Source organism: Streptomyces sp. NBC_00457, from assembly GCF_036014015.1.
Lineage (GTDB): Bacteria > Actinomycetota > Actinomycetes > Streptomycetales > Streptomycetaceae > Streptomyces.
Window position 1 is genome coordinate 3,893,859 of record NZ_CP107905.1, and the last position, 12,806, is coordinate 3,906,664.

16 protein-coding genes are annotated in these 12,806 nt (G+C 70.6%); 4 read left to right on the top strand and 12 right to left on the bottom strand.

The genetic code is table 11. From position 1 onward, the window contains the following. Positions 1-50: 50 nt before the first annotated feature. The 3 genes from ppk2 to OG828_RS17460 are packed head-to-tail and all read right to left on the bottom strand — an operon-like array spanning position 51 to position 2,367. Positions 51-938, bottom strand: coding sequence for a polyphosphate kinase 2 (ppk2, locus tag OG828_RS17450; RefSeq protein WP_328357130.1), 888 nt, complete (start codon positions 936-938; stop codon positions 51-53). A 27-nt stretch (positions 939-965) separates the two neighbouring features. Continuing rightward, complete coding sequence (locus OG828_RS17455) at positions 966-1,199, bottom strand: hypothetical protein (protein WP_328357133.1); 234 nt, start codon at positions 1,197-1,199, stop codon at positions 966-968. 16 nt (positions 1,200-1,215) lie between these two features. Continuing rightward, on the bottom strand, positions 1,216-2,367 hold the full coding sequence (locus OG828_RS17460) for an inorganic phosphate transporter (protein ID WP_328501664.1): 1,152 nt from the start codon (positions 2,365-2,367) through the stop codon (positions 1,216-1,218). 147 nt (positions 2,368-2,514) lie between these two features. Between OG828_RS17460 and OG828_RS17465 the strand changes: the two genes are divergently transcribed. Beyond that, positions 2,515-3,249 carry a VOC family protein gene (locus OG828_RS17465; RefSeq protein WP_328501665.1) on the top strand — a complete coding sequence of 245 codons (735 nt, stop codon included), beginning with the start codon at positions 2,515-2,517 and terminating at the stop codon, positions 3,247-3,249. On the opposite strand, the gene OG828_RS17470 is transcribed toward OG828_RS17465, so the two are convergent. From OG828_RS17470 to OG828_RS17495, 6 genes are all read right to left on the bottom strand, one after another. Further along, complete coding sequence (locus OG828_RS17470) at positions 3,246-3,488, bottom strand: hypothetical protein (RefSeq protein WP_328501666.1); 243 nt, start codon at positions 3,486-3,488, stop codon at positions 3,246-3,248. The two genes, OG828_RS17465 and OG828_RS17470, sit on opposite strands and share 4 nt — an antisense overlap. Continuing rightward, entirely contained in the window at positions 3,485-3,808 is a 324-nt protein-coding gene (locus OG828_RS17475) for a DUF952 domain-containing protein (protein WP_328438614.1), read from the bottom strand. The genes OG828_RS17470 and OG828_RS17475 overlap by 4 nt, the downstream gene beginning before the upstream one ends. Positions 3,809-3,817: 9 nt before the next feature. Further along, positions 3,818-5,017 (bottom strand): RNA polymerase sigma factor, encoded by a 1,200-nt coding sequence (locus tag OG828_RS17480; RefSeq protein ID WP_328501667.1) that lies wholly within the window; start codon positions 5,015-5,017, stop codon positions 3,818-3,820. A gap of 2 nt (positions 5,018-5,019) precedes the next feature. After that, a complete protein-coding gene (locus OG828_RS17485) occupies positions 5,020-5,433 on the bottom strand; it encodes a YciI family protein (protein WP_328357143.1) in 414 nt (137 codons plus the stop codon). An 87-nt stretch (positions 5,434-5,520) separates the two neighbouring features. Further along, positions 5,521-5,727: a hypothetical protein gene (locus OG828_RS17490; RefSeq protein WP_328357145.1), complete on the bottom strand. Its 207-nt coding sequence runs from the start codon at positions 5,725-5,727 to the stop codon at positions 5,521-5,523. A gap of 26 nt (positions 5,728-5,753) precedes the next feature. After that, positions 5,754-6,338 carry a dihydrofolate reductase family protein gene (locus tag OG828_RS17495; protein WP_328501668.1) on the bottom strand — a complete coding sequence of 195 codons (585 nt, stop codon included), beginning with the start codon at positions 6,336-6,338 and terminating at the stop codon, positions 5,754-5,756. 112 nt (positions 6,339-6,450) lie between these two features. Here OG828_RS17495 and OG828_RS17500 point away from each other — a divergent pair, with 112 nt between their 5' ends. Beyond that, positions 6,451-7,041 (top strand): TetR/AcrR family transcriptional regulator, encoded by a 591-nt coding sequence (locus tag OG828_RS17500; protein WP_328501669.1) that lies wholly within the window; start codon positions 6,451-6,453, stop codon positions 7,039-7,041. A 97-nt stretch (positions 7,042-7,138) separates the two neighbouring features. On the opposite strand, the gene OG828_RS17505 is transcribed toward OG828_RS17500, so the two are convergent. From OG828_RS17505 to OG828_RS17515, 3 genes are all read right to left on the bottom strand, one after another. Beyond that, complete coding sequence (locus OG828_RS17505) at positions 7,139-7,747, bottom strand: GNAT family N-acetyltransferase (protein ID WP_328501670.1); 609 nt, start codon at positions 7,745-7,747, stop codon at positions 7,139-7,141. Between the two features lie 490 nt (positions 7,748-8,237). Continuing rightward, complete coding sequence (locus OG828_RS17510; RefSeq protein ID WP_328501671.1) at positions 8,238-9,377, bottom strand: family 2 encapsulin nanocompartment cargo protein polyprenyl transferase; 1,140 nt, start codon at positions 9,375-9,377, stop codon at positions 8,238-8,240. Positions 9,378-9,488: 111 nt separating this feature from the next. After that, positions 9,489-10,892, bottom strand: a complete 1,404-nt coding sequence (locus OG828_RS17515) for a family 2B encapsulin nanocompartment shell protein (protein ID WP_328357158.1) — start codon at positions 10,890-10,892, stop codon at positions 9,489-9,491. Positions 10,893-11,114: 222 nt separating this feature from the next. Between OG828_RS17515 and OG828_RS17520 the strand changes: the two genes are divergently transcribed. Together OG828_RS17520 and OG828_RS17525 are read left to right on the top strand one after the other, a co-directional pair. After that, positions 11,115-11,693 carry an N-acetylmuramoyl-L-alanine amidase gene (locus OG828_RS17520; protein ID WP_328504885.1) on the top strand — a complete coding sequence of 193 codons (579 nt, stop codon included), beginning with the start codon at positions 11,115-11,117 and terminating at the stop codon, positions 11,691-11,693. 169 nt (positions 11,694-11,862) lie between these two features. Beyond that, entirely contained in the window at positions 11,863-12,771 is a 909-nt protein-coding gene (locus tag OG828_RS17525; RefSeq protein ID WP_328357161.1) for a 1-aminocyclopropane-1-carboxylate deaminase/D-cysteine desulfhydrase, read from the top strand. The last annotated feature ends 35 nt before the right edge of the window (positions 12,772-12,806 follow it).

Genomic DNA, 12,806 nt, shown 5'->3' on the forward strand with positions numbered 1-12,806 from the left:
AAAGGGCCCGGTCGGTTGTCCGACCGGGCCCCTCACCGTGATGGCGCGGATCACCGCTCCGTGTCGTCCTCCCCCGCTTCCAGCAGGTTCGCCGCCGCGCCCACGATGCGCGGGTCCGGCGTGCCGACGATTTCGTGGTCCTTGTCGGTGTAGTCGAAGCGGGCCAGCACGCTGCGCATGGCCTCGACGCGGGCGCGCTTCTTGTCGTTGGACTTCACCACCGTCCAGGGCGCCTGTTCGGTGTCCGTCTCGCGGAACATGGCGACCTTGGCGGCGGTGTAGTCGTCCCAGCGGTCCAGGGAGGCCAGGTCCATCGGGCTGAGTTTCCACTGCCGTACGGGGTCGACCTGGCGGATGGTGAAGCGGGTGATCTGTTCCTTCTGCGAGACGGAGAACCAGAACTTGATCAGGTCGACGCCGTCGTCGACCAGCATCCGCTCGAACAGCGGGGCCTGGCGCATGAAGCGCCAGTACTCGTCGTCCGAGCAGAAGCCCATCACCCGTTCCACACCGGCCCGGTTGTACCAGGAGCGGTCGAACAGGACTATCTCGCCCGCGGTCGGCAGGTGTTCGACGTAGCGCTGGAAGTACCACTGCCCGCGCTCGCGCTCCGTGGGCTTCACCAGCGCCACGACCCGTGCGCCGCGCGGATTGAGGTGCTCCGTGAAGCGCTTGATCGTCCCGCCCTTGCCGGCCGCGTCCCGCCCCTCGAAGACGATGACGAGCCGGCGGCCGGTCTCCTTGATCCAGCGCTGCAGCTTCAGCAGTTCGATCTGCTGGAGCCGCTTGTGCCAGTCGTACTCCTTGCGCTCCATGCGCTGGGCGTACGGGTAGTTCTCCCGCCAGGTCTCGACCGGGTTTCCGTCCGGCTTGATCAGAACAGGCTCGTCGAGGTCGGTGTAGTCGACCGTCAGTCCTGACAGCAGTGGCGTGGTCATCCTGTCGCCCTCCCCGGCTTCAGTGCTTCAGTGGAATCGCGGCACGATCAGATGGATGCCGTACGCGACGACGGCCGCGCAGGCGAGAAAACAGAGTCCGGCCTGGGCGAGGCCGAGCGCATGGGTACCCCCGTCAGTCTCCCTCGCCCCCTCGACGCGGGCGAGCCCGAGTACACCGAGGGCGAAGACGACCACCACGGCCACGGTGACGCCGAGGCTCACCGCGGCGACCTGACCGAGGGCGCTCCAGTCCAGCTCCATGTCCAACTCCCCCTGCTCAGGCGGCCGTGCCGACGCTCGCCGGCGCCGTGCGGATCGAGACCTCGTGGTGGTCGTTCACGTTCTTCGCGTCCACCGGGTTGCGGCGCGAGGCGACGACGATGCCTGTGGCGACCGCGGCGCCGACCAGCGCCACCACGGCCGTACCGACGTTCCCGCCGTGCGTGACCAGGCCGGCGGCCAGGCCTCCGACGATGGCCGCGGCGGGCAGCGTGATCAGCCAGGCGATCACCATCCGGCCGGCGACGCCCCAGCGCACCTCCGCCAGACGCCTGCCCAGTCCCGCGCCGAGGATGCTGCCGGAGGCGACCTGAGTGGTGGACAGGGCGAAGCCGAGGTGGGCTGAGGTGAGGATGACGGTGGTCGACGCGGTCTCGGCGGCGAAGCCCTGCGGCGACTGGATCTCGGTCAGGCCCTTGCCCATGGTGCGGATGATCCGCCAGCCGCCGAGGTAGGTGCCGAGCCCGATCGCGAGACCGGCGGACGCGATGACCCACAGCGGCGGACCGGCGTCGTGGCCGAGGGCGCCCGCGGAGATCAGGGTCAGCGTGATGACGCCCATGGTCTTCTGCGCGTCGTTCGTGCCGTGCGCGAGGGAGACGAGCGAGGCGGAGGCGATCTGCCCGAGCCGGAAGCCCTTGGTCACGGACCTCTGCCGGGCCCGTGCGGTGAGCCGGTAGGCGAGGTACGTCGCGATCAGCGCGGCGACACCGGCGACGACCGGCGAGGCCACCGCCGGGATCAGCACCTTCTCGACCACCTTGTCGAAGTGCACGCCGTTCGCGCCCGCACCGACCCACACGGCACCGATCAGCCCGCCGAACAGGGCGTGCGAGGAACTCGACGGGAGTCCGGCGAGCCAGGTCAGCAGGTTCCACAGGATCGCGCCGACCAGCCCGGCGAAGATCATCCCGGGTGTGACGAGCGTGTCGTCCACGATGCCGCCGGAGATCGTCTTGGCCACCTCGGTGGAGAGGAAGGCGCCGACGACGTTCAGCACACCGCTCACCAGCACCGCTGTCCTTGGTGAGAGCGCTCCGGTCGCGATGGACGTCGCCATCGCGTTGGCGGTGTCGTGGAATCCGTTGGTGAAGTCGAAGACCAGCGCCGTGACGATGACGACCGCCACGAGGAACGTGATGTGATCCATGGTGCGAGCAAAGCAAGCGCTTCCCAATACCCGGCGAACTGGAGGCAAAGGCTCCGTCCGGGTCGCATTTAGCATCCGCAAATTCCAGCGCCGGACGTCCGGGAGAACGGACGGAGCGGCTACGGCCCGCCGTCCTACGATCACCCCATGACCATCCGCTGGACCTACGCCTTCATCGACCGCCCCGCCGGACTCCTCGACCGCGCCGGCGCATTCTGGACGGCCGTCACGGACACGCGGCTGTCACAGCCGCGGGGCGACCACGGGGAGTTCGCGACCCTGCTCCCCGGCGCGGCGGACGCCTGCGTGAAGGTCCAGGCGGTCGGCTCCGGCGCAGGCGGGGCACATCTCGACTTCGCGGCGGACGACGTACGGGGCCTGGTGGCGTCGGCGCTCACAGCGGGCGCGGATGTCGTCGCCGACCACGACGACTGGGCCGTGCTCCGCTCCCCCGCCGGGCAGTTGTTCTGCGCCGTGCCCTGGCACGGGGAGTCGGTACGGCCGCCCGTGGTGCGCGGCACCCGGCTCGACCAGGTCTGCGTCGACGTACCGCCGTCGCTGTACGACGCCGAAGTCGCCTTCTGGAGCGCCCTGTTGGCGGACTGGGCCTCGGCGCCCGGCTCGCTCCCCGAATTCCACGTGCTCAAGCCGCCGCCCGGGCTGCCCCTCCGCATCCTGCTCCAGCGACTCGGCGAGGAGCGCCCCGCCTCCGCCCACCTCGACCTCGCCTGCGCCGACATCCCGGCGACCCGCGCCGCGCACGAGCGCCTGGGCGCGTCCTTCGCCGCCGGGGGCCGCCACTGGACAGTGATGCGGGATCCGGCGGGCGGTACGTACTGCCTGACCGGCCGCGATCCGGAGACGGGCGGGCTGCAGGGCTAACGCATGGTCGCGTACGCGCACAAGATGACCTCATCGTCCGGATGAGAGGTCAGGGACGGACAGAGAGACTCGAAGTCCTCTGGCAGCGACGGCGTCGGAGAGGCCGTCTCCTCCCAGCCGTACGGCTCCGGCGGCTCCGCCGAATCCTGCAGCCACAGCGTCAGCCCACCCCCGACGACGACGGCGACCGCCCACACGGTGACCGCCCAGCGCCATAACCGGCGGCGCCCAGCCCTCACCCCCACACCTCCACGTCCACCACCGAGCCCACCGGCACGGGCCCGTACACATGCGGGAAGTCCTCGCCCCCGGCCTCCGCCGCCTCATACTTCAGAGGTACGTCCAGCCGCTCGGGATCGATGACCAGGACCACCAGCTCATCGGCCCCGTCGTACGAGCCGTACAGGAACTCGGCGACGCGCGGGAGTTGGGCGCGGGTCGAGCAGTGGATGAAGCCCTCGTCCTGGAGGGTCCGGCCGCGGGTGGACATCTCGTACGTGCCCCGCGCGCGGGCAGCGTCCCAGAGGGAGCGTTCGGTGATGTGGAGGATGTGTGGCATGGAGTGAGGCTATGGCCTGAGCCGGGCCGCCCGCGCCTGCAAATAGCGTTGCTCCGGCAGGCTCAGGGTCTGTGCGGCGGCCGACTTGTAGGCGGCGCGGGCGGCTTCCGGTTCACCGGCCCGCTCCAGGAGATGGCCCCGTACGGCGTCCCGCCGGTGCCCCGCGGCCTCTTCCAGTACGTCGAGTTCCGCGAGTCCGGCGTACGGTCCGTCGACCATGGCCACCGCGACGGCCCGGTTGAGCCGCTCGACGGGACCGGGCACCAGCCGTACCAGCACGTCGTACAGGCCGAGGATCTCCTGCCAGTCGGTCGCCTCCGCGGACGGCGCCTCGTCGTGTACGGCGGCGATGGCGGCCCGCACCTGGTACGGGCCCGCGGGTCCGCGCGCCAGGGCCCTGGTGACCAGGGCGACGCCCTCGTCGATCGCGGCCTTGTCCCAGCGCTCGCGGTCCTGTTCGTCGAGCGGGACGAGTTCGCCGTGCGGTCCGGTGCGCGCGTCGCGGCGGGCATCGGTGAGCAGCATCAGGGCGAGCAGGCCGGACACCTCGCCGGCCTCGGGGAGCAGCCGGTGGACCTCCCGGGTCAGCCGGATCGCCTCTCCGGCGAGGTCACGGCGCTGGAGGCTGGTGCCGGAGGTCGCCGTGTACCCCTCGTTGAAGATCAGATACAGGATCTGGAGAACGGCCGGCAGCCGCTCCTCCCAGTTGTCCGGCCGCCCGAAGCGCACGCCCCGCACCTTCTGCTTGGCCCGGCTGATCCGCTGCGCCATGGTCGCCTCGGGCACCAGATGGGCGCGGGCGATCTCCGCCGTGGTCAAACCGCCGACCGCGCGCAGGGTGAGGGCGATCCGCGCGGGCGGGGTCAGATCGGGGTGGCAGCACAGGAAGAGCAGGGAGAGCGTGTCGTCCTCGCGCGGCGCGCGGTCCTCGCCGGACGTCTCCCGTACGGCGAGCGCCGCCGCCCGCTCCTCCCGCGCCCGCCGCGCCTCCTCGCTGCGCAGCGCGTCGGTCAGCTTCCGCGAGGCCACCCTGATCAGCCACCCGCGCGGGTTGTCGGGAACGCCGGCCGACGGCCACTGCCCGGCCGCCGCGAGCAGCGCCTCCTGTACGGCGTCCTCGGCGGCGTCGAAATGGCCGTACCGCCGGATCAGCGCGCCGAGGACCTGCGGCGCGCACCGGCGCAGCAGGTCCTCGATGGTGTCGCGCACTGTCAGATGTCTCCGGCGCCGTCCTGGATGGGCCGGATCACCACCGGGTACTCGGGGGTCCCGGCGGGCTGAGGGCAGCGAAGGACGCGCTCGGCGATCTCCGTGACCCGCTCCAGGCTCGCGCAGTCGAGGACCCAGTAGCCGGCCAGCAGCTCCTTGGTCTCGCCGTACGGGCCGTCGGTGATCACGGGCTTGCCCTCCGCGTCCAGGCTGACGTGCCGGGTCTTCGCGGGCTCGGCCAGGCCCTGGCCGTCGACCATTTCACCGGTCTCGGCGAGGTCGTCGTTGAGCGCGTTCATGAAGGCGAACATCGCCTGGACGTCCTTCTCCGTCCAGGCCGGCGAGTGCGCGGAGGCGTTTCCCTTCATCGCCTCGTAGTCCGCCTGCGAGCCCTGCACCATCACCAGATACTTCATCAGTCCGCTCCTTCGGTTCGGGCCGCCCTCCGGTGGGCGGCTCTCACAGGGGACGTCGGAGCCGGCCGACGCTTCTCGACACGGGCTTCAGTTTTTCTCGGCGGTGTTCTTCGTCGTGCTCTTCGCAGGCTCCTCGACGGGCTCGGCGCCCGTGTCGACGTATGCCTTGCACTCGGGGTTGTGGCACGGTCCCGGAACCCACACCGGAACCCATGCGCCCAGCGTCTTGTGGCGCTTGATGACTGTCGCGACGGGCTGTCCGCAGACGGGACAGGCATGCTTTTCGCTGTCCATGTCCCAAGGGTAGAGCGGTGAGGGCCTCAGCGCTTCCTGCTGTACGTCCGCACGACCGCACCGTTCTTGAACGTGCGCACGTCGTCGAGCGTGAACTCCGTGACCGCGGAGCCGGAACCGAACATCGGCATGCCCGAGCCGTACACGATCGGATACGACTTGATGACGAGTTCGTCGACCTCGTCGAGCAGTTCACCCGCGATCTGCGCGCCGCCGCACAGATAGATGCCGAACTCGCCGTCCTCCTCCTTCAGTTCCCGGACCTTGCCGACCAGATCGTCGGCGATGATCTCGACATGCGGGTCCGGTGACTCCTTCAGGGTGCGGGAGGCGACGTACTCGCGCAGATGGGCGTACGGGCTGGTGACGCCTTCCTTCAGCGCCAGCTCGTAGCTGCCGCGGCCCTGGATGATCGTGTCGAACCGCTTGTTCTCCAGGTCGTCCAGGCCGAGTGCGCGGCGGCCGTGGGTGGGCAGGGTCTCGGGGTATTCGCTCTTGAGGAACTCGAAGAACTCCTCGTCGACGAAGCTGAGCATGGCGGTCGCGTCGCCGGACGGGTCGCCGATGAAGCCGTCGAGCGAGCAGGCGATGTAGTACGTGAGCTTTCGCAAGCTGGTCTCTTTCCGTAGGCTGGCCAGTGAACCACTTCAGTTGTAGTACTTCGTCTGTAGTGGTTGCAAGGCATTTTCGGCGCCCGAATCAAGTAGGAGAAGAGGTTCCGCATTGGCCAGGAATCCGGAGCGCCGGGCCGCGCTCGTCGACGCCGGGGTCGAGGTGCTCGCGCGGGAGGGGGCGCGGGGGCTGACGTTCCGCGCGGTGGACGTCGAGGCCGGGGTGCCGGTGGGCACTGCCTCCAACTACTTCACCGGGCGCGACGATCTGCTGCGCCAGATCGACGCCCGGCTCCACGTACGGCTGGCGCCGGACCCCGAGATGCTGCACGAGCTGATGACCAGACCGAGGGACCGCGCCCTGGTCACCGCCTTCATGCACGACCTGATGGCCCGCGCGACCGGCGACCGCACGGGCTATCTCGCCCTCCTGGAGATGCGCCTGGAAGCCACCCGCCGCCCCGAACTGCGCACCTCGTTCACCAAGTCGGTCCGCGGCGACCTCGAGTACGGCATGGAATTCCACCGCGACGCCGGCCTGCCCGGCGGCGACGAGACCGTCGCCGTCCTGTATCTCACGATGCTCGGCCTGATCCTGGAGCACCTGACCCTGCCGGGCGTCCTGGACGGCGTACTGCCGGGGATCACGGTCCCGGAGGGCCTGGTGGAACGGATCGTGACGACGGTGGTGCCGGAGGCGTGATCAGCAGCCCTGATCTGCCGCGCCCCGTAGGGGCGCGGGGAACTGCGCGACCAGCCACGACGGACCCGCAGGTGACGAACCACCCCCAGCGGAGCACTCAGCGAGGTTCACGCCACATAGGCCACATGGTCGGCCCGTCCGGCAGGACAAGCGCACGGCCGGTGAACTCGAACCCGAGCCGCTCATACAGCCCGCGGCTGCGCGCGTTGCTCGCCTCCAGATACGCCGGCAGCCCCTCACGGTCGCAGCGGTCGAGGGTCGCGGCGATAAGGGCGGTACCGAGACCCTTGCCCTGGTGACCGGGCGCGACGCCGATCATCCACAGGTAGGCGTGGGCCCGGTCCGCGGGGTGGATCTCGGCCGTGAGCCGGTCGATCAGCTCGACGCGCTCGTTGTCCGGATCGACGGCCTCGCGCAGCTGCGCGGCTTCGCTGTCGTCGGCGTGGGCGTCGTCCGGGTCCGCCTCGTCCGCCGCGGGCACGGACAGCCAGAGCGCGCAGGCCGTGCCGTCCACGGTGACGTCGATCCGGCCCTCGGCGAGCACGACGTCCGTGAAGGCCGCCATCAGCTTGGGGTGGGTCGTACGGCGGTATGCGGCGCCAGGGAAGATCCAGCTGCTGACCGGGTCGTCCTGGAAGGCCTCATCCAGGAGCCGGACCACCAGGTCCCGGTCGCCCTCGCCCGCCGTCCGGATCGCCACGCCCATGTGTCGCCCCTTCACCTCAACCGGCCTTGATCGTACGGCCGTTGAAGCCTATCCGGTTGCTGTGCCGGTCCTTCGGGCGGAAAGGGGGACTCCGCTCCTCTGACCGGCAAGGGCGGCCCCGCTCCTCATGACCGGCAAGGACGGGATCCGCTCCTCCGGCCGACAAGAGACGGGCCCCGCGCACCGGGGGAACGCTGTCGGCGAATTCCGTCAGCCGCCGCAATTGGAAGATTCGGGCCGGCGATCTGCGGGTTCTAGCGGCGTGACCTGGCCCGAATCTTCCAATCGGCGTCTGTTGGGTGAGTTCGCCAACAGCACCCGTGGGGATGCGCGGGGCCCGCCGTGCCGGAGCCTCCGGTGACCGTGCGGGGTCAGGAGCCGCGCGGGCCCGGAGGCTCCGGGGTCATTCCGGGCCGACTGGTCACAGTGACGTCAGCCGACCTCAACTGCCGTGCGGCCTCACGGACTCGGTCACCGACTCCGCATGACCTCAACCGCTCCGCCGCGTCACGAACTCCGCCAGCGCGAGCAGGCCGCCCGCCGCCTCCGGGTCCGGGACCGCCCGGGAGAGCTGCCGCATGGCGTGGGCCATGCGGTCGGCTGCCTGGGCCTGCGCCCAGTCACGGCCACCCGCCTGCTCCACGGCCAGTGCGGTGCGCTCCAGGTCGGCCTCCTGATACGGCCCCCGGTAGAGCTCGGCGAGTGCGGCCGCGGCCGGGGTGCCGGAGACCAGCGCGGCGACCACCGGCAGCGACTTCTTGCGGACGGCCAGGTCCGCTCCGGCCGGCTTGCCGGTGCGGCACGGGTCGCCCCATATGCCGATCACGTCGTCGATGAGCTGGAAGGCGAGCCCGGCCTCCCGGCCGAACGCGTCCATCGCCTCGACGTCCTCCTTCGCCGCCCCCGCATACAGCGCGCCCAGCGCACAGGCGCACCCGAGCAGCGCGCCCGTCTTCGCCTCGGCCATGGCGAGCACTTCGTCGAGGCCGACCTCGTCGGGGCCGCGCCGCTCCATGGCCACGTCCGCGTGCTGACCGGCGCACAGTTCGACGACACAGTCCGCGAGCCGGACCCCGGCCGCCGCGGACGCCGGATGCGGGTCCTCGGCGAGCAGCCGCAGCGCGAGCGCCTGGAGGGCGTCCCCGGCGAGGATCGCGTCGGCGTCGCCGAACACGGTCCAGGCGGTGGGCCGGTGCCGTCGGGTGGTGTCCCGGTCCATCACGTCGTCGTGCAAGAGCGTGAAGTTGTGGACCAGCTCCACCGCCGCGGCCGCCCGCGCGGCCGCCGTCCGTGCCGCGGGTCCGCCGAGCGCGGCGGCCGCGGTGAGGACGAGTGCGGGACGGATCGCCTTGCCCCCGTTGCCCGCCGCCGGTGTGCCGTCCGCGTGCTCCCACCCGAAGTGGTAGAGCGCGATACGGCGCATGGAGCCGGGCAGCGACTCGACGGCGGCGCGCAGGACGGGGTCGACCGATGTCCGGGCACGCTCCAGGATCGCCGGCGCCTCGTGCCCGTCGAGCCGGTCAGGGGCCGTGTCCGTCCGCTTCGCGATGGGCCCTTGCCTTTCCGGTGTCTCGGTGAACCGCCTTGGTCCGGGGGCGCGTTGCTTCGCCTCCGTCATGAACTCACCCATGGGATCGCCTCGGAGAGTGGGCGGGCGGTGGCGCTTCCGCTACGGCTGGGCGCGTACCCCGACGGTGTACCCGCCCTGGCGGGCGGGGACACCGCGTGCGGACGGGGACGGTCACCAGCGGCCGATCTCGACGTTCTCCAGGACGCCGAGCGCGTCCGGCACCAGGACCGCGGCCGAGTAGTACGCCGTCACCAGGTAGTTGATGACCGCCTGTTCGTTGATGCCCATGAAGCGCACGGACAGGCTCGGCTCGATCTCGTCCGGGATACCGGTCGCGTGCAGACCGATGACGCCCTGGTCGGACTCGCCGGTACGCATCGCGATGATCGAGGTCGTACGGGCGTCGCTGACCGGGATCTTGTTGCACGGGAAGACCGGGACACCGCGCCAGGTCGGGATGCGGTTGCCGCCGATGTCGATGGTCTCGGGCACCAGTCCGCGCTTGTTCAGCTCGCGGCCGAACGCGGCGATCGCGCGCGGGTGGGCGAGGAACAGCTTGGTGCCGCGGCGCCTGCTGAGCAGCTCGTCCATGTCGTCCGGGCCGGGCACGCCGTCGTGCGGCTGGATGCGCTGCTCGTACTCGCAGTTGTTGAGCAGTCCGAACTCGCGGTTGTTGATGAGCTCGTGCTCCTGGCGCTCCTTCAGCGCCTCGACCGTCAGCCTCAGCTGCTGCTCCGTCTGGTTCATCGGCTTGTTGTAGAGGTCGGCCACGCGCGAGTGGATGCGCAGGACGGTCTGGGCGACGCTCAGTTCGTACTCACGGGGCCTGGCCTCGTAGTCGACGAAGGTGTGCGGGATGTCCGGTTCACCGGAGTGGCCGGCCGAGAGGTCGATCTCCTTCTCGCCGTACTTGTTGGTCCGCTGCTCGGGGATCGCGCGCAGCTCCTCGAAGTGCGCGCTCAGGGAGTCGGCGCGCTCCGCGATCTGCTCGACGTCCTGGCGGGAGAGGACGAGCACCGTGCAGGCGGTGAGCGCGCGGGCCGTGTACTCCCAGATGGCGTCCGGGTCCAGCAGCGCCTGTTCGCCGAAGTACGCGCCGTCGGCGAGGACTCCGAGGCCCGCGTCGTCGCCGTACGGGCCGGTGCCGACCTTCTCCACCTTGCCGTGCGCGAGCAGATACACCTCGCCGGTCGGGCTGCCGAACTCGGCGATCACCTGGCCGGGGGCGAACTCCTGCTGCCGGCACCGCTGGGCCAGCTCGGAGAGCACCTCCTCGTCCTCGTACGACCGCAGGGCCGGCAGTTCGCGCAGCTCCGCGGGGATGACCTCGACCCGGTCGCCGGTCTTCACGAACGTCACGCGGGCGTCGCCCACGGCGTATGTGAGGCGGCGGTTCACTCGGTATGTGCCGCCCTCCACATTCACCCAGGGCAGCATGCGCAGCAGCCAGCGGGAGCTGATCTCCTGCATCTGGGGTACGGACTTGGTGGTGGTGGCCAGGTTCCGCGCGGCCGCCGTGCCGAGACTCTGCTGCGGCCTGTCCTGCTCGGTGCGGACCTCTTCGCCTACCGACATGTGGAATTGCCCTCCCGGTCTGCAACGGCGCCGATCTGCGCCGGGCATCGATCTGCACGGCAAAGCCTTCCATCACGGAGCGTGCTGGTGCTATTACACGAAAGAGCGGGAATGGATCACGGTCCGCTTGGGCATTCATGGGGACCCCGTCCACCGCCATCACCAGACGCCCGCGTCCGGCGGTCGTCGTGCAGCGCGAAGGAGACGGTCATGGCCTCACCCATGTCCGCGGACAACTTCCTGAAGAGATTGCGTGCGGAAGGCTTAAAGGTCGTCGAGGTCGGCGACTGGCGGCATCACAACCGCAACCACAAAGGCCCGTGGGGACCGGTCCACGGCGTGATGATCCACCACACGGTGACCAAGGGCAGCAAACACACGGTCGATCTGTGCCGGAACGGCTACGAGGGTCTGCCGGGCCCCCTGTGCCAGGGCGTGATCACCAAGGACGGCACCGTCCACCTGGTCGGCTACGGCCGCGCCAACCACGCGGGTCTCGGCGACGACGACGTCCTGCGCGCGGTGATCGCCGAGAAGGCGCTCCCGCCGGACAACGAGGCCAACACCGACGGCAACCGCCACTTCTACGGCTTCGAGTGCGAGAACCTCGGCGACGGCAAGGACCCCTGGCCCGCGGCCCAGTTGGAGGCGATCGAGCGGGCCGCCGCCGCGGTCTGCCGCCACCACGGCTGGAACGAGCGCTCTGTCATCGGCCATCTGGAATGGCAGCCGGGGAAAGTGGACCCGCGCGGATTCACCATGGCGGCGATGCGGCAGCGCATCCGGGACCGGCTGAACTAAGCCAGGCCGGGTGAAGTCGACTGCAGTTCGGCAGCGCCCCGAAGGGGCGCGGGGCTGTGTCTGATATGCGGCTCCGCCGCGTGGGCGCGACCAGCCACGACGGCGCCGCAGCCGACCGACGGCACACCGCGGCACTTCCCGCGGAGCGCTCGGCGGCGACAATGACGAGGTGCCCGGCTCCGACACCTCCCCCCTCACCGACCTGCACCCCCGCCTCCCCTCGCCCGTGCAGGAGGTCACGGACGACCGTTTCACCCGCTACGGCATCCGCCTGCTCCTCAAGCGCGATGACCTGATCCACCCGGAGCTGATCGGCAACAAGTGGCGCAAGCTCGCGCCGAACCTCACCGCGGCGGCCGGGCGCACCGTCGTCACCTTCGGCGGCGCCTACTCCAACCACCTGCGGGCCACGGCCGCCGCGGGCCGCCTCCTCGGCCTGCCCACGGTCGGCGTGGTCCGCGGCCAGGAACTCGCCGACCGCCCCCTCAACCCCTCCCTGGCCCGGTGCGCGGCCGACGGCATGCGCCTGCACTTCGTCGACAGATCGACGTACCGCCGCAAGTCCGAACCCGACACCCTGGCGGCCGTCCTGCGCGCGTCGAGCGCCGAGGACGCGTACGTCGTCCCCGAGGGCGGCAGCAACCGCCTTGCCGTACGCGGCTGTCAGGCGCTCGGCGAGGAGCTGCGCGGTCTGGCCGACGTCGTCGCGGTCGCCTGCGGCACCGGCGGCACACTCGCCGGACTGGCCGCGGGTCTCGCCCCCGACCAGCGCGCGCTCGGCGTTCCGGTGCTCAAAGGGGGTTTCCTCACCGCCGACGTCCAGGCCCTCCAGTCCCAGGCCTTCGGTGGCCCCCGCGGCACCTGGACCCTGGACGACCGCTTCCACTTCGGCGGCTACGCCCGCACCACCCCCACCCTGGACGCCTTCGCCGACGACTTCGAAACCCGCCACGGCCTGCCCGTCGAACGTCTCTATGTCGCCAAGTTGCTGTACGCCCTTGTCGCCCTCACGGAAGAGAGCGCCTTCCCGCGCGGGACGACGGTGGCAGCAATCATCACGGGCCGCCCCTTCAACTGACCCCGCGCCCCAAAGGGGCGCGGGGAACTGCGCGA